This window comes from Acinetobacter oleivorans DR1 (genome assembly GCF_000196795.1).
Taxonomy (GTDB): Bacteria; Pseudomonadota; Gammaproteobacteria; order Pseudomonadales; family Moraxellaceae; genus Acinetobacter; species Acinetobacter oleivorans.
The window spans coordinates 1,408,008-1,425,519 of sequence record NC_014259.1 but is presented as its reverse complement, the minus strand read 5'-3'; the positions used below and the strand labels follow the sequence as shown (position 1 = coordinate 1,425,519).

At 38.0% G+C, this 17,512-nt stretch carries 10 protein-coding genes; 3 read left to right on the top strand and 7 right to left on the bottom strand.

Translation table 11 applies throughout. The features are described 5' to 3' along the window. Window positions 1-37: 37 nt before the first annotated feature. The 3 genes from AOLE_RS06645 to AOLE_RS06635 all read right to left on the bottom strand — a co-directional run bounded on the left by AOLE_RS06645 (window position 38) and on the right by AOLE_RS06635 (window position 8,857). Window positions 38-1,273 (bottom strand): lactonase family protein, encoded by a 1,236-nt coding sequence (locus AOLE_RS06645; RefSeq protein ID WP_013197362.1) that lies wholly within the window; start codon window positions 1,271-1,273, stop codon window positions 38-40. A gap of 319 nt (window positions 1,274-1,592) precedes the next feature. Next, complete coding sequence (locus AOLE_RS06640) at window positions 1,593-6,098, bottom strand: translocation/assembly module TamB domain-containing protein (protein WP_013197361.1); 4,506 nt, start codon at window positions 6,096-6,098, stop codon at window positions 1,593-1,595. A gap of 26 nt (window positions 6,099-6,124) precedes the next feature. Beyond that, the gene (locus tag AOLE_RS06635; RefSeq protein WP_013197360.1) at window positions 6,125-8,857 is read right to left on the bottom strand and encodes an autotransporter assembly complex protein TamA; all 2,733 of its coding nucleotides are present in this window, start codon (window positions 8,855-8,857) and stop codon (window positions 6,125-6,127) included. Window positions 8,858-9,023: 166 nt separating this feature from the next. Between AOLE_RS06635 and AOLE_RS06630 the strand changes: the two genes are divergently transcribed. Both AOLE_RS06630 and coq7 read left to right on the top strand, forming a co-directional pair. Next, the gene (locus tag AOLE_RS06630) at window positions 9,024-10,346 is read left to right on the top strand and encodes an MFS transporter (protein ID WP_013197359.1); all 1,323 of its coding nucleotides are present in this window, start codon (window positions 9,024-9,026) and stop codon (window positions 10,344-10,346) included. Between the two features lie 3 nt (window positions 10,347-10,349). Beyond that, window positions 10,350-10,985, top strand: coding sequence for a 2-polyprenyl-3-methyl-6-methoxy-1,4-benzoquinone monooxygenase (coq7, locus tag AOLE_RS06625; protein WP_004791519.1), 636 nt, complete (start codon window positions 10,350-10,352; stop codon window positions 10,983-10,985). Window positions 10,986-11,029: 44 nt separating this feature from the next. On the opposite strand, the gene AOLE_RS06620 is transcribed toward coq7, so the two are convergent. Beyond that, window positions 11,030-11,578, bottom strand: coding sequence for a DUF2799 domain-containing protein (locus tag AOLE_RS06620; RefSeq protein WP_004791516.1), 549 nt, complete (start codon window positions 11,576-11,578; stop codon window positions 11,030-11,032). A 406-nt stretch (window positions 11,579-11,984) separates the two neighbouring features. Here AOLE_RS06620 and AOLE_RS06615 point away from each other — a divergent pair, with 406 nt between their 5' ends. After that, the gene (locus AOLE_RS06615) at window positions 11,985-13,409 is read left to right on the top strand and encodes a glutamine synthetase family protein (RefSeq protein ID WP_013197358.1); all 1,425 of its coding nucleotides are present in this window, start codon (window positions 11,985-11,987) and stop codon (window positions 13,407-13,409) included. Window positions 13,410-13,485: 76 nt separating this feature from the next. Here AOLE_RS06615 and AOLE_RS06610 read toward each other — a convergent pair whose 3' ends face one another. Genes AOLE_RS06610 through kdpC form a run of 3 tightly spaced genes read right to left on the bottom strand, consistent with a single transcriptional unit; the run spans window position 13,486 to window position 17,512 of the window. Next, window positions 13,486-14,202, bottom strand: a complete 717-nt coding sequence (locus AOLE_RS06610) for a response regulator (RefSeq protein WP_013197357.1) — start codon at window positions 14,200-14,202, stop codon at window positions 13,486-13,488. A gap of 11 nt (window positions 14,203-14,213) precedes the next feature. Beyond that, complete coding sequence (locus AOLE_RS06605) at window positions 14,214-16,868, bottom strand: sensor histidine kinase (protein WP_013197356.1); 2,655 nt, start codon at window positions 16,866-16,868, stop codon at window positions 14,214-14,216. A gap of 38 nt (window positions 16,869-16,906) precedes the next feature. After that, window positions 16,907-17,512, bottom strand: a complete 606-nt coding sequence (gene kdpC / locus AOLE_RS06600) for a potassium-transporting ATPase subunit KdpC (RefSeq protein WP_013197355.1) — start codon at window positions 17,510-17,512, stop codon at window positions 16,907-16,909.

Genomic DNA, 17,512 nt, shown 5'->3' with positions numbered 1-17,512 from the left:
CCTTTTTTATATCAAGCATTAGAAATGCTAGTTTGAGTTAATTAAAAAATTTGATATCAGTCGGTGTTGATATTTTTGCTGCATCGCCAACGGGTTTTAAGGTGCCTTTGTTGGCATCAAAACGGAACAAGCTAATGTTATTACTATAAACATTGGTTACATATAGATATTTACCCGATGCATCGAATGAGAAAGCACGTGGTTCAATACCATTAGCTTTATAAACTTCTGGTTTAGCTAGCAATCCATTCTGCTGAATTTTAAATACCAAAAGTTTGTTGTCTGCCCCTCGGTTAGCAGCAATCACATATTTGCCATTTGGACTAAGAATAATTCCACTCGCGCTCTTAAATTCAGGTGTTTTGTCTTCATGAATTAGTTTTAACTCAGCCACTTTTTTCAAATGACCATCTTGCACATTAAATGTCACAATTTCGCTTCGCATTTCTGCGGTAACGTATGCATGTTTGCCATTTGGTGAAAAGACCATATGACGTGGGCCAGAACCATGCCTAAAAGTCACATCTCGGCTATTGTCTGCTTGGAGTGGTTGAGATTTATTTGGGTTATAGTGAAAAGTATAGACTTTGTCATTTCCAAGATCGCTTGCATATAGATACTTACCATCTGGACTAAATGTGGTCGAATGCGCATGACCACTGTCCTGACGACCTTTGACGTGACCAGAACCTTCGCTAAAAACAATATTTTGTACTTTTTCACCTAAATGACCGTTTGGCAAAATTGGAAAAACAGCTACCCCACCACGACCTTTATCAAATGCGGAATAGTTCGACACAAATAGGAATTTGCCATCTAAACTAATTGATGCGTGTGTTGGATGTCCACCATGGCTATCCACTGTGTTCAACACATTCACCTTTCCATTTTGAATTGATAATGCAGTCACCGCTCCTTCATTTTCTTCATTAGTGGTATAGGCAAAGCGGCTATCTTTCGATTTCACAATCCAAGAAGGGCTTTTCATTTTCAAGACATTAACATGAGTTAATGTGCCATCGCTGTTCACTTTAAACTGGTACAAACCTTCACTGGCTTGTTTTGGTTTTTGCGCAAGTGGTGCATTAGGGATCGATGTCCATGTCCCTACTAAAGCAATTTGTTGTTGTGCAGCATTTACGCTAGAACCCCATCCAAATGACAAAAGTGTCATCGACAATGTTGCTGTTAGTTTTTGAATTAGCCCACGATATTTAGTATTTGTATCGTTTTCCTTGTCATATTTAATTTCAACAGAAGTATCTATTTTCACTGCTATATCCTTGGAAAAAACCACCTTATTTGCACTTATCAACAAGGTATTATCAATTTAGTTTCATTTAATGATTCTGAAAACTAATTTATAAAATAGTAATTTTCAAGTGAGTTTTCTTTAATTAAAAGCCCCTGCAAGCTTTAGTTCTTTTTAAGAGAATCGATACTCTATATCGATAAATATTCAATTTTTTAAATTCTATAGAAGCGCTTAAAATAAAAGCCCACTAAGAAGTGAGCTTTTATTTCGTTATTACTTGAGACTAATCAAATCATTATAGGTACAAAGGTACTTTCTAATGTTTAATTTCCATCTACTAGAAACGCCAGTTATAGAAAAGATCGATCGCTCTTTCTAAAGACTGACTTGCTTCTAAGTATAAACGTCGATTCATTTGATAACGTAAAGTCAGTTTGTTCACTGGAGTGAATACGCCAACACCATAACGAATAAATAGATCAGGTGTGATATAACCCGTTAAGCTCACCTGCGTATCTTCACCCGTACCTTGTGCATCTAGAGCTAAGCCACTCAAACCGAAAGTACGTCCAATCTGATTCGTTAAAGCACGTGTACCACCCAAGCCCATACTAATCCCTGCGGCAGCAATGGTGTTATTTACATCGGACTTAAATCCTTCTGCATTACTTAAACCACTTGAACCTTCATTAATACGTCCCGTAACGAGTGCATTCAATGCTTCTTGCTCAGATAGTCCGGCATCATTGTAAACCTGAATGTTCGGCGATGTTGCAGTACCTGTAACACGTACCCCAACCATACTACCCTGAACATTTTTGTTTGCATCGATATCTAAAGTCGGATTTGCCAATGGACCATTAAAACGCGCAATTGCTCGATTCAAATCTAGACTTTGTCCATAGGCTTCGATTTTCACTTTTTGGCTGACACCAATTGCTCCATTCGCTCGCATTGCAGTCTCGTAGCCACGTTGGCTTAAATTTAAACGACCAACTAATGGAATATTACTATTGAAGCCTTGGAATATCACTTGGTTTCCAATATTAACAGCAATATCAGCTCGAATATCCCAAGGTTTAGCAGCTCGTAAAATTGCAAGCGGATCTTGGCCTTGTCGAACTATGCGAACATCTGATGAGGTGTTAATGACTGGAGCAGTTGTTTCTGGCATTGAAATACGTGCACGAGGAACATCTACCGATCCTTTTAAGCTTAAACGCTTATCGAAAGGATACATATCAAGTGTAAGGTTTGGATTAGCAATTGCAGTAATTAACGGAGCCTGACGTACAAGTAAATTATCACCTTTGAGGTTTAATTGAAGACGTGGCGAATCTTTCCATTCAAAACTACCTTTTAAAAGCCCTACACCTTGACCGCTGTTAAACGCACCATCAATTGTTGCCATGTCCTGACGAATTGATGAGTAAACCTGAACATTCGTTAAATTAACTGGAAGCGAAATCATACTGATTGCGCCATTTTTCAAACGCATTTCACCAGTAAATTGTGGCTGAGTTAATGTACCGTTGACTTTACCTGCTAAAGCTAAGGTACCACTCAGCTTTCGGACATCTTGAATAAATGGTTTTAAGACTTTTAATTGAACATCATTAAATGCGACTTCACCATGCATTGGCATTGATGGCTGGAATGGATTGATAATGACGTTCGCATAACCCGTACCAATATCAGGTGTTTTCACATCAACACGGAATAACAGTCCTTCAGATACACTTTTTGCAATAACACCCAGCTCATCATAAGCCAGCGTGGTTGCAGGATCTTGTGGATCTTCAGCAGCCAAACCAATTTCACCTTTACGCGTAATTAAACGTGCATCAAGTTTTGGATGTCCACCATTTACCCACGCAGCCTTAGCATAACCATTTAATTGCCCAGTCATCGCCAAGCCTTCTGGCATAAATGCCGCGAAGTCACTTAAATCCATGTTTTGGGTTACAAACGAAATATTACCGCGAGCCTTACTTACTCGTACTGGCTGATCAAAGCAGAGCTGGCTATTCGCACTTTGCCAACAATGTTGACCTACATATAGCTCAGATCTTGCAGAAGAATAAATCACCGGAGCATTTTGATTTTGTGCAAGACGAATACGTCTTGAATCAAAACTACCTTTTTGGATTTGACCTAACCAATCATTGTTCTGGTTAAACCCACCTGCTAACTGAACATAGAACTTAGAAATACTATTATTGCCAAGTACTTTCAATAAATGCGCTTTTCTTGTTCCTGTCAGATTCACTTCAGCGGACTGAATTTGTCTATTTCCACTACGTAAATTATCTAATTTTGCGGTTAATTGAGTTGGCGTTGTTTCCGATGTTGGAAGTTCACCCTGAATACTCAATCTCTTCACGCTCACTAAAGTATTAAAAGCAAAATCATCTACGGCAATATTTGCTGTTGCTTTTAAACGTGGCTGTGATTGTACATTCAGATCACCATAAGCTCGACCGCGTAATCCTGGGTATAACTCGTAAAGTGCTGGTGCATTGAGCTTGATTTTTAGATTTTGAGCATTACCTGTCGCTTGTAGCTGATTCTGCCCATAGACTAAAAATAAATTATTTGCTTCAAATTGCTGAGGTAAAAAGCCGTTTTGGTTAGAGTCCATCAATAAAGATAGATTACCCTTACCTCTAACAGGCTTATTATTTATAAAGCCAGCAAGATTCAGTTGTTGAATATTAATTCGTTTTAAATGATCTGCCCACACCCCTTGAGTTTTCAGATTACCTGAAATTTCACCTTTTACAGCTGAGGTAAAATATTGAGGTTTAAAGCGCACCAATGAACTATTAATATCCCATGCAATGCGATCTTTCAAATTTACAGAACCTGTTGCATAGATTTTCCCAGCGACACCATCATGCTGTAGCTGGTTAATTCGAATAAAATCTGGTGTGCCCGCTATAGAAAACTTCAATAAACCATTTGCCTGTTTTAGGGCTTTTAAAGATCCATCATAATTAACCGCAAAACCTTTAAAGCCACCACCAGCTTTTACATCATGGAATAATAATGCTGCGGTACTTTTCCCACCCAAACTAACAGTCTCTTGACCTGCTTGAGCCAGTCGACCAGTTAAATCAATTTTCTCAAATTGAATGATTTGCTGATTTGGTTTAGCAAAACCATTTGCTTTAATCGAACCATTTAAAAGATTAACAGGTGCTGCCGCATGAATACTTTGTGGATTAAAATCTTTTGCATTTAATAATGCATTCCAAACCAATTGACGTTTTTCAGTCGGAAGAAACACTTTAGCCTGACCAGTTAAGCTACCTTTTTCAGCAGCAAAACTAAAATTAGGAACATTTAAAATATTATCTTTAACATTCAGATTGGCTAGATATTGTCCTGCTGGCAATAAAGTTTTTTCATGCTGATATACTTTTGTCGCAACTTTAATATCTTGCTGGCCATCACGTAACATTAAATCGACCTGACCACTGTCACTACTTAACCACCCAATATAAGGCATTGCACGATCTATTTTCGTCCAAGCTACATTCATGAGCATTGGTTGAGGTTTATTATTTTTTTCAGGAGCCTGATTAAACTTAAGCTTCCAAGACTCATAACGGTCAAAGTCAACGTTAGCAAATACTTCAGTACCTTTTTCCAAGGAACCAGTTGAAGCAACAGCTGCGTCTAAACTTGGCGGTAAAAAGTCTTGTACAACCTGAGGAATGGCTTTGTCCTTCGGATTAATATGGTCTAAACGGCCTTTGATATCCCAAGTAACATGATCTTTCCAGCTGACTAAACCTTTCAGGTTAACAGCGCCTTTCATGACTTGGCCATTAAAATCAGTGATATTCAACTGATGAACCAAATCAGTATTCATTAAAGCGTTATATTGGCCTTCAGGTAAATTCTCACCTTTTAAATCTGTATCAACAGCCAAATTAAGTTGTTTAATATCACCTTGAAACTTGATCACACCATTTTTGGCAAATAATTTTTGTTCAACCAATAAAGGTAAGTGATAATTTTTTAGTAGTAACTCACCTTGCATTGGAACTTCATCACGAACAGGATGCAATACCACCCAACCCGTTAATAAATCGGGAGTTGTTGTTGCAACCCCAGCTTTTAAAGTATCTAAACTTCCACGTGCTACGACTTTAATATTTTGAATATTTAAACTTTTTAAAGATGGGATTCTTAAATCTGCTGTAGCATCTAATGGATATTTACCACTGAAATCCATTTTTCCTGTGGCATTGTGGACTGAAAGATACCCCATATCCATACTGGATTTTTCAAATTCCAGTTTAGTCTCTGACCAAAGTGCATCTTGCAAGTGAACATCATGGAAATTTACATCTGAGGTTGCTAGCTTAATTTCTAAATGATCAACATCAGCTTCATCGACGCGTAGAACAAATGGTAATTTAATTGGCTTAAATTCGAATGCCTTACCAGACGGCGGTGTTTTATTAATAATACGTAAATTACGCACATCTGCATGGCTTAAATGTACTTCTTTTTCTAATAATAAAGAGCGCCAACCTAAGCCTACGTCAGCTCTGTCTAATGAAACATCAACTTCCGTTAATTGCACCAAAACATTCTTAAGAATAATTCCGCGCAGTAAGTTTCCGCCTTCGTATTCATATTTAATTATTTTCTGAGCTTCTAAAACCCGATCTAATAAAAAACGACTTCCACGATCTGTTGACATCATGATGACTAACGAAGACGCTAATAATAAAAATATGATCAATATCGTCAGCAGGAAACTACGCAAAATGCGCCGCTTCTTAGGTGAGCGAGGTGCCGAAGTTGGCTGCTGTTCTACATCCGCCATAAAATAAACCTAATAAAATTTTATTTTTAAAGTTGTGGGCCTATAAAGAAATGTAAACGAATCGGATGGTTTTCATCTGAAATACCCGATGCGACATCTAAACGGATTGGTCCGATTGGAGACTTCCAGCGAATTCCAACCCCAACGCTATAAGCTGCTGGATTATTAAAGTCTTTATCATAGGCATTACCAAAGTCTGAGAAAACAGCGGCTCGCCAACCGTCTTTAAACTGATAGTTATATTCTAAAGAACCTACAGCCAAAGCTTGCCCCCCAATTTTATATCCATCTACTTCTGGAGAAAGACTCTTATAGTCAAAACCACGAATTGTCTGGTCACCACCAGTAAAGAATCGAAGATTGTACGGAACTTTGTCAAAATCGTCGGTAAAAATGTAGCTAAGGTCAGATCTTCCAACGAATTGATGATCATCATTTTCACCAAGAGAATAAATAAACCTCCAACCTGCACTTGCAATAGCCATATTGGCATCGGACAGTAAACTCTCACTACCTAATTCTAATTTATAAGTTTGTTTAAAAGCTTTCGTTGGGTTTAACCTTGTATTACTTGAAGTTTTAGAGGTTTCATAACTAAATAATAACGCTTCTTGCTCTGATGCCGCAGTTTTAAATGCGTCTGGTAGCTCAGAAATATCAACATTACCCTGTTGGGTTAAACGGTCTAAACGGTAGCGGACACCAAAAGTATGTTGCCAGTTCCCTAGTGGACGCTTAATTATTCGCTCGCCACCAACAACAGCGGATTCAGTAAGCAAACTTACATCTGGACCAATGTCATCACGAGTTTCACGCTCATAACCGCCCACGATGTTAAAATAGTCATTTAACGGATGCTTATAGGGAATACTATATCGGCCATCAATAGATTGACGAATTTGTGAGACTTCTAAGTTGGCATCAAAAGAATGACCATATTTGTTCACAATAGAGCGGCGATACTGACTACGTAAACGTGCACCTGTATCGGTCCCATAACCAATACCCGTTTCTAAACTATTTAGCTTATCTGCATTTAAAGTCACAATAACTGGAATTCTTTTCGTTTCACGTGCTTGAGCTTGTAAACGATCTTGTTCAGTTTCTTTATCATCTTGCTGACTTGGAGCACTTTGCAACATTGCTGTTTGAGGTTCTCCCTCTTTTACTTTTTGTGTTCCAGCAAACTGTTTTTCATCTACTACGTTTTGTGTAACTTCTTTATTAGATGTGGCTAATTGACGTGCTTTAGCAAGTTGCCTTTCTTCAGGTGAAAGTAAATTAGATTCATCAACATCGATATTTTGCTCATCGACTAAAGCTTGCAAATCTGGTGGTAGTTCAAGTGGTTTTTCAATTGGATCGGGCTTGATGCTATCAACTAAGGTGTAGTTAAAATAACGAGAGTTAGTTAGGTTATTTGCTAAAGTATTTACACGCCAAAATGCATAGTCATCACCCTCTTTCCAAGGGGCCATACTTTCTAAAATATTTTGATTCAAAGGCAACGGTTTCGATGGATCGCTCATGCGAAACTCAACCTTATCTAATTTATAGCGCTCACCTGTTTCGTAGCGCAAATTGATATCAGCCTTGTTTTCGGGCTGACTCACTTTCACATCATGCAACCGCCAATAAGCATCAAAATAACCGTTATCAGTGGCTGCGTTAACAATTCTGGTTTTCGTGGTTTCATATAAACCATGGTTAAATATATCCCCAACATCCTGATCAGGAATTAAGCGAATAACCTGAAACTGGGGGCGTTTTTCACCAGCACCAGTAAATTCGATATTTTGCTCATTAATTCGCACTGGTTCATTTGGGGTAACCTTAACGCGAACTCGGCTCGGACTTAATTTTTCAAATTTAAACTCAGCATTATAATAACCAACCGCTTGAGCTGCCTGATTACTTAATGTTCTGAGCTGAGGTAAAGCCGCATTAAAATCTTCGAATGATTCTTGGGTGAAGGTTGATAATTTCCCTTTAATATTTTTAGCCAGTGCATCTGAAGCACCCTCCACATCTGCACTAATACGCGGCACTTGCTCCATCGGAATTGCACGTGGTGGGCGCACTTTATTTAAAATACGTTTAAAGAAACCAGCTTGCTCAGGTGGCTGCTCAGCCTCCGGAGTTAACTCAGGTAAAGTTTTTCCAGTTTCATTGGCTTCGACTACAATCTGACTATCAGATTTAATCTCTTGCATAAGCTGATCAATATTTACAGGCGCTTGATTAATCTCATTTAATTCAGATTGAGTTGCATCACTGACTGTAACTTCGGGTAGCTTCTGAGTACCATTTTGGAAGTTTTGCGCCTCACTTTTAGCTTCTTCAGCGACTTTATAAATCTCGTTTGCCATGTTTTGATCAACAGGCATGTCCGGTAAATCATCAAGATTATCAAGCGTAATTGGCTTAAATTCGTCAATTTGATTTGGAAATTGTTCTTGTTGTTGCAATATAGCCAAGCTATCTTGTTGTTGCTGCGCTTGAGTCACAAGTGTAGCAATGTCTGTTATTGGAGCAGTTGTTTGCTGACTCACTGGAACTGATTGTTCAGTTGACGCATCAGACACCGTTTGATTTAAAGTTGAAGTGTCACTATCAACTGAAGTTTGAGCAAAACTTTGTGTTACACAAACTGTGAACAACAAGCTGCTACAAATAAGTTTAGGAATCCCCTGCATTTTTAAAATTAAATGCATAGAATGAGAGAGAGTTGACTGTTTAAACTTAATTTTAGAAGGCATAGAAAACTCTAGACTTATTTTTTAATAAAACGCACCAAGGTAAGTGTAAAACTCACTCAAAACCATTGATTTTTCATTTAATCAAGCGTTAAAAATATCATACATGGTTTTCGATGCAAATTAACAATCGGTCACATTTTTTTATAAAACACAATGAAGTTTGCACATGATGAAACAAGATGAGCACCTGATGACATCACGTCGGTTCGTACCGATGTTTTTTACCCAGTTTTTTGGCGCATTAAATGATAACGTTTTTAAGCAGGCTTTATTATTAGTGATTACTTATGGCTTGATTCAGCAGCAATCTGCCCCTGTAAGTACTCTCAATAATTTAGCAGCTCTCTTGTTTATTTTGCCCTATTTCTTTTTTTCGGCAACTGCTGGACAAATTGCAGATAAATATGAGCGCTCACAGCTCGTCCGTGGCATAAAAGTTTTAGAAATTATTATTATGCTCATTGGTACTGCTGGTTTCCTGTTGGGACACTTATGGTTGCTTCTTTTTGCCTTATTTTTGATGGGGACACATTCAACATTCTTTGGTCCTATCAAGTACGCAATTTTGCCTGAAATTTTAAAACCGCAAGAATTAATGTCTGGTAATGCTCTGTTTCAGTCAGGCACTTCAATGGCAATTTTATTCGGGATGATTTTAGGTGGTGCTGTAATTGCATCATCGCATGGGAACTTATTGTGGATTAGTCTTACTGTTGTAATTATTGCTTGTATTGGCTATTTATGTAGTCGCTTCATCTTGCCACAGAAAGTTGCTGCTCCCGATTTAAAGATTGATTGGAATTTTCTTCGCACAAGTTTTCAAACGATTAAATATGCTAAAAGCTTACCTTTAGTGTTCACCATTTTGTTAGGTAACTCATGGTATTGGTTTTATGGCGCTACTTATTTAACGCAAATTCCACAGCTTACCCAACAAAATCTGCATGCATCAGAAAATGTCGTTAGCCTTCTGCTGACTTTCTTTTCAGTCGGTATTGGCGTCGGGTCTCTTCTTTGCCGTAAAATTGGTGGTTCAGAAATTAATATTAAAATGGTACCAATTGGTGCGATTGGCCTTACCCTTTTTGCGCTTTACCTTGCTGCCAGTTTAGCTTTTGTACCCGAAAGAACTGGCGCATTACTCACGTTAAAAGATATTTTTACCCAAGGTTGGGTTTACTATCACGTCATGTTAGCGGTGACTTTACTTGGGATTAGCGGTGGTTTTTATATTGTTCCTTTATATGCCATGATGCAGGCTTATTCACCACGTTCACATCGTGCTCGTGTTGTAGCAGCAAACAATATTTTAAATGCCGTTTTTATGGTTTCATCTGCAATTTTTTCAATCTTAATCTTAAGTGTTTTAAAAATTGATATTAAAATACTATTTATTATTACAGCTGTACTTAGTGCAATCTTTAGTATTTGGCTTCTAGCCCGTCTAAAACCAATGCTTGCCACAGCACATCTTTCTTTGGAGGACTAATTTATGCGCCACTATACTGGAATTGATCAGCTCATTAACTCTTTTGATCAAGCATTACGTAGTCTTGTTCCGGGTGCAACCGCAGCACAGCGCCAAAATCCGGCCGAATCGGTTGAAGCAAAACTAGGAGTAGAAGATGCTCGCCATGTCGCAGGTTTAATGCGTGTTAACCATAGTGGTGAAGTATGCGCACAAGCCCTTTATCATGGACAAGCATTAACGGCGAAATTGCCAAATGTACGCAAAGAAATGCAACAAGCAGCAATTGAAGAACAAGATCATTTAGCGTGGTGTGAAGTTCGTTTAAAAGAGCTAAATAGTCATACCAGTTTATTAAACCCAATTTGGTATGGGCTTTCGTATGGCATGGGCGCACTTGCTGGTATTGCGGGTGACAAATATAGCTTAGGTTTTGTGGCCGAAACCGAACGCCAAGTGAGCCTTCATTTACAAGATCATTTAAACCAGTTACCTGCTCAAGATGATCGTTCTCGTAAAATTTTAGAGCAAATGAATGAAGATGAATTACATCATCGCCATACAGCGCTTGAAGCAGGTGGTGTTGAATTACCATATGCAGTAAAAATTACGATGACTGCGATTTCAAAGCTAATGACAAAAACTAGTTATTACCTTTAAAAAACAAAGGATTGATCCGAATTGGATCAATCCTTTTTAAAATATTATTTTAAGCCGTGATCGTATTTAAAACGCTCGATATCTCGAATTGAGTTCCAATAGTTTCGATTAATACGGTCACGATCATTTTGTAATTCTCTTAAAAGCTTACGATAACGTTCACGCTCTTCTGGCTTTAATTTTTCGTTATAAGCACTGTCAGAATATTGCTTAAACTTTTCGTCATAACGATCATATTCATTTTTTGCATTATAGTAGTCGGAAGCTGCCTGATAATACGGTCTTAAACGATTACGCTGCTCGACTGGGCACACATTGATATTGCCACTACCTTCTAAAGCACTATAAAAAATATTTGTTGGCTGACAATAATACCCTAAACCTTCTTTATACCCACGTTCATATGACTTTTGATCTGGAACAATATTGGCTTTTCCACATGCTTTGTAATATTGATCTAAACGTGGCGACGAACCTTTTGAACCATCTTTCTCACCCACTAATGACCAATTCGCAGTCTTACATTCTTCTACGCTCATTGCAGCACAACCTGAAAGGCTGATTGCTAGAATGGCTAAACCGATATTTTTCATATTAAGAGAACTCAAAAAATAAATTAAAAAAAACGCAAAAATAAAATTCCAGTAAACACCCTAAAAGGTCCTGCTCTATTCAAGACTTCAAAAATAAGTGCCTCACTGGATAAGCCTTAAGTTTAAATCAGTTTGACCCTCTCACCAAATTGAAAGGTCATAATTCTTAATATTATTTAATTAAAAAAATCAAATTCGCAGAAATTTACTCGCTCTTAAACGACCTTTATACACTAATTTTACTTAAAATAATTACCTCAAAATTTAATTACAAGTTTATGATTATTAAAATAAAAACTAAAACCATTCATAAATTACTGTTTAATCATTTTACTCTTTTTTTACGCGATTAACTTCCAAGGCTAAGGTAGGATTTTAGCTAAATAACCACCAAGGTTTTTTTATAATGAGTACGCATATTTACCCAAGTTTAAACTTACAAAATCCTCACTTTAAGGCATTTAAAATATCAGATGATTTTATTCCTCCAACACAACCTCATATTTTCAATTCCGAGCTTTTTTTAAAAGAGGTTGATGATTATTTAAATTTATATCCTCATACCCAACACATTGATATTTGTCTGCACGACTTAAACGGACATATTCGAGGGAAACGGATTGATGTTAAAAGTTTAAAGAATCTCTCTAATGGATGTTATTTTCCACTTTCTGTGTATGCTATGAGCCTTGATGGAAAAGTGATTGAAGAGACAGGTTTAGGAAAATATATTGGTGAACCAGACAGACTTTGCTTGCCCATTTTAGGCAGCTTGCAACCAAGTGCATTATCTCCTGAATTGAATGCTCAACTTTTCCTATCAATGCAAGAAGAAGATGGTTCAGATTGTCATTATGAACCACGTAATATATTAAAAAAATTATTAAATCAGTTACATGCTACCAATTATTTTCCTGTTATGGCTGCCGAACTAGAGTTTTATCTTTTCTCACCTCAGCATCAGTCTGAAGCATATTTAGAAAACCAATGTTTTGATATAGATGCACCGAATAACTATCAACAAGTTCTAGATGAAGTTGAGAAAGCAGCCCTACTTCAATCTATTGAAATTACCGCTATTGTTGCGGAGTCATCACCTGGACAATATGAATTAAACCTCCAACATAGCCATGATATTTTAAAGCTCTGCGATCAAATTAATGCTTTAAAAAGAATTGTAAAGCAAGTCGCAAGAAAGCATGACTTAACTGCCTGTTTCATGGCAAAGCCTAACTTAGCAAAGGCTGGCAGTGGCATGCATTTTCATATGAGTCTGCTTAATCAATACCATGAAAATATATTTAGCTCAGAAGAAGAAAAAGATAAGCTTTCCGTCAAATTACTAAACGCGATTAGTGGACTCATTGAGTTAATGCCTGCATCCATGGCGATTTTAGCGCCTAATATTAATTCTTATAGACGTTTTAAAATTGGTCATCATGTGCCATTAGAAGCCAATTGGGATACCAATAACCGTAATGTCGCAATTCGCATTCCATGCTCAGATGTACAAAATCAACGTTTAGAATATCGTGTTTCTGGAGCCGACTGTAACCCCTATCTGGTTGCAGCGACTATTTTAGCTGGTGTGTCTTATGGCTTATCTCACAAGTTACCACTGCCAAAACCTGCACATCTTTTAAAATTTCAAGACGAGCATATTTTATTAGCCAACAACCAACCAGAAGCCTTAAAAATATTTAAAGGAAGTCTTATTTTAAAAGGATATTTAGGCGCTGACTTTGTCGAGCATTGGTACACAGTGAAACAAGCTGAATATCAAAATATTTACAGCCAAATGACTGAGGCAGAACAACATTGGGATATATAAATAAAAAAAGCTAAAAAACTATAAATCACTTTGCAAACCCTTAGGGAGAAATACCCTAAGGTTTTTTTATATCTCATTAATGATTTTTCTGTTGAGCTAAAAAACGCAATCCAACACCAGGTTCAGTAGCAATATAGCGTGGTTGAATCGCGTTATCCCCCAGTTTACTACGTAACTTACCCACCAAAATACGTAAATAGTGAGTATCTTCCTGATGAGTTGGCCCCCAAAGTTCTTTTAAAAGCTGTGGCTGTGTTAAAAGCTGTCCTTGATAGCGCATTAATAGTGTCAAAAGTTGAAATTCTTTTCGAGTTAAAGTAATTGGCTGTTGCTCAACCCAAACTAAACGTTGCGTGACATCGACTTTAAGGTAGCCATCGTCATAAATATGTGCTTCTTGCTGAATCGGTTGGTTTCTTAAAATGACACGTATGCGCGCCAAAAGCTCTTGCACACTAAAAGGCTTGGTCATGTAATCATTTGCGCCAGCATCGAGCAGAGCAACTTTTTCATATTCATCGGCACGTACAGATAACACAATAACAGGCACATTCGACCAGCTACGTAATTCTTGGAGTACTTCTTTCCCGTCTAAATCGGGTAAGCCTAGGTCAAGAATAACCAAGTCAGCACCTTGGGTCGCCAAAGTTTCTAGGCCTTTGTAACCGGTCTCACAGAGCGTGGTTTTGTATTTTTGTGTTCTTAAGGCGATGTCTAAAAATTTACGGATTTGCGGCTCATCATCAATAATCACAATACGTGTTTCTACAGGAGATGTTTCTGAAGTTATCATGACTTTACAACTTATTCTTTTACTGGATGAATGGGTAATCTGATTTGAATTAAAGTACCTTTATTTTGGCGCCCTGAAAATGCTTCTATTGTACCCATATGAGCACCAATAATCGCTTTTACAATTGTAAGCCCTAAACCTGTACCAAATTTTCCACGGTCTCCGCGCTCCATGGTGTAAAACATATCAAAAATGCGGTTTCTTTCGTCTTCAGGGATTCCAGCACCTTTATCTTCAATTTCTATTTTTACTTCATCTTCTGATGAAAGTTGAGCACGAATCATGACTGGTTCATCTGGAGGTGAAAAGTTTGCGGCATTTTCTAAAACATTAAAAATGGCTTGCTCTACCAGTGCTGGGTGTACATATAAACTAATCGCTTGTTCAGGTAATTCAACCGACACTTGAGTATCTGGTTTATAGCGCTTTAAACGGCGGGTTGCAGAACCAATTAATTCATCCACACCAATCCAGTCTCTTTTTAAAGATAGACCTTCATGCCCCAAACGTGTCATATCAAGTAGGTTTTGAATATAACGATCTAAGCGTTCGCCTTCTAAATGAATGGTTTCGAGTAAATCCTGTTGGTCTTGTTCTGACATATCAGCTTTAAAATGGGCGAGTGTGTCTGCTGCACCAATAATAGAAGCAAGCGGTGAACGTAAATCATGCGATACCGAAGATAATAAAGCAGAACGTAATCGCTCTGTTTCACTGGTGACTTTTGCTTGTTCAAGTTCATTGACCAATTGAGTTCTCAGTGCTGCTTGTGCAATATACTCAATTACACTTTCCGTCAGTTTCTTTTGCTCAAAATTTAGAGAAACCACATCATCCTTAAAATAAATTCCCACTATACCTAGGCTATTTTTTTGCTCTAAAAGTGGTAAAAACCACCAATTCGACTGGCTGAGTGTATCGGTAAAACGTCCGCACGGTTGTTGATGTTTTAAGCACCAATCTGCCGCAACTTTTTCTTTATCGCTTAGCTCTATATCAGATGAAATGACTCTCTCTTGAATAGAAATCCACACCTTCGTTTGAAGTTGGGTTTCTAAAGTCATACGACCTGTTTGCATAACTTCTTCAAGATTTACTGCACTAGAAAGTTTACGTGCTAAGTCTTGCATTACCGTAGTGTAAGCATTTGCAGCTTTTAAAGATAAAACCTGCTGACGTAATTGAGAGGCCAAACGCCCAGCGATTAAAGCTGCCGCAAAAAAAGCTACAACGGTAACTACACCTTGGTGTGCTGAAATTTGTAAGGTAAAACGTGGGGCAATAAAGAAAAAATTATAGGCCAAGAAACAAATAAGAGCGGCTACTACCGCAGCAAGCATTCTAGTTTTCGTTGCTACAATTAAAACTGAAATAATAAAAATGACAGAAAAATCTTCAATACCTAAGAGAACTTCGGCAAAGTGAGCTATAAAAATACTTGCACATGTAACCGCTAGAACAAAAATACTTTCTTTTAATGATAAAAATGATGGCTTTTCAATCTGATTGATTTTTTTGGTACCCTGTTCTGGGTGCAAAATGGTTAAAGCAATCGAGTTTTCTTGATTTAATAATTGCTGTGCTAAATTTTTCTTAAATAACTTTAACCACCACGGCGAAATACTTTTACCAATGACTAGATTGGAAATACCTCGATCAACGGCGGCATCCATTAATACTGACGCAACTCGATGGCCATATAAAACCTCTGTGCGACCACCGAGTTGCCGAGCCAATTCAAACGCACGATCGATCTCAATATATTCTTTTTTATATGAATTTGCTGAACTCTGACCAAAGTCCAGACTTTTAGCAACATTCACTACCGTCCATGTAGCACCATTACGCTCTGCTAATCGACAACCTGCTCGGACTAAATATTCAGAAGAACCTTGTCCGTCTATCGCAATCATCAGTTCATTTTGCAGCGAGATAGACTTCAAACCCTTAGAGGCATAGCTCTCTTTTAAATCTGAATCGACATGCTCAGCAACGCATTGCATTGCAAGTTCACGTAATGCTGTTAAATTTGAAATGCTAAAAAAGCCTTGCAATGCCAGATTTGCTTGCTCTGGCACATAGACTTTTCCTTGGTGGAGCCTTTCAATGAGCTCACTGACGGGTAAATCAATTAAGCGAATGTCTCGAATACGATCAAATACCCGATCTGGTACCGTTTCATTTACTCGAATCCCCGTAATCTGGTAGACCACATCATTTAGGCTTTCTAAATGCTGAATATTAATGGTCGTAAATACATCAATACCTGCGTCTAGCAATTCATTGACATCTTGCCAACGTCGTTCATGACGACTATTTGGGACGTTGCGATGAGCCAACTCATCGACTAAAACAATTTCTGGATGCCGAAGCAGAATAGCATCCAAGTCCATTTCTTCTAATGTATGACCCTGATATTGCATTTCCTTTCTAGCAATTTCAGGTAAGCCTTCCAAAATTTTTAGAGTTTCTATTCTTCCATGGGTTTCAACTATCCCCACAACAACATCTGTGCCCTGTTGAAATAACTCTTTGGCGCGGGCAAGCATGGCATAGGTTTTTCCAACACCCGGTGCCGCACCTAAAAAGACCGTTAGTCGACCGGCTTGATATCTGTTGACATGATTTAATAAGGCCTCAGCCTGATTTTCGCGATTGCTTTGCACTTGATATCATCCGGTAAACTAACAACTTTATTTTTAAGTTAATGTGTAGATTGTAATTGATCTAAAGCAATATTGAGTTCTAATACATTAACACGAGCTTGCCCCAATACACCAAACTGCTTCGGTTCAATATGCTTTTGCAAAAGCTCTTCCACAATCTTAGGGTCTAAATGACGAGCTTGAGCCACTCGAGCAACCTGTAACTGAGCAGATTCAGGACTAATATGCGGATCGATACCGCTCCCTGATTTAGTCACCAAATCACTTGGAATCGGTGCATTACCTATGTGATCTTGTTTTTTCACCGCAAGAATCTGAGCATCAATTTGTTGCTGTAGTTCAGGATTAGTACGAGCTAAATTTGTACCTGCCATAGCCATCGGATCATAAGCGACTGCCGAAGGACGTGGATGAAAATAAGCCTCTCCAACAAATGGCTGAGCGACTAATTTTGACCCTAAAACCTTATGATCTATTTCAATCAAACTGCCATTGGCTTGATTGTTGAATAAAACCTGTCCCGCGCCTGTAGCAATCGCACTATAAACAGCGCCACAACCCACCAGAGTAAAAATTAATAATCCCAAAGATGCTCTTAAGGTCTGACCCAAATTTGCTTCTGAATTTTGTGCATAAGTTTTCAT

Excerpts from the sequence above, each read along its gene's own strand:
- AOLE_RS06640 (WP_013197361.1), bottom strand. The coding sequence starts at position 6,098 with ATGGCGGATGTAGAACAGCAGCCAACTTCGGCACCTCGCTCACCTAAG.
- AOLE_RS06635 (WP_013197360.1), bottom strand. The coding sequence starts at position 8,857 with ATGCCTTCTAAAATTAAGTTTAAACAGTCAACTCTCTCTCATTCTATG.
- AOLE_RS06630 (WP_013197359.1), top strand. The coding sequence starts at position 9,024 with ATGATGAAACAAGATGAGCACCTGATGACATCACGTCGGTTCGTACCG.
- coq7 (WP_004791519.1), top strand. The coding sequence starts at position 10,350 with ATGCGCCACTATACTGGAATTGATCAGCTCATTAACTCTTTTGATCAA.
- AOLE_RS06620 (WP_004791516.1), bottom strand. The coding sequence starts at position 11,578 with ATGAAAAATATCGGTTTAGCCATTCTAGCAATCAGCCTTTCAGGTTGT.
- AOLE_RS06615 (WP_013197358.1), top strand. The coding sequence starts at position 11,985 with ATGAGTACGCATATTTACCCAAGTTTAAACTTACAAAATCCTCACTTT.
- AOLE_RS06610 (WP_013197357.1), bottom strand. The coding sequence starts at position 14,202 with ATGATAACTTCAGAAACATCTCCTGTAGAAACACGTATTGTGATTATT.
- kdpC (WP_013197355.1), bottom strand. The coding sequence starts at position 17,512 with ATGAAAACTTATGCACAAAATTCAGAAGCAAATTTGGGTCAGACCTTA.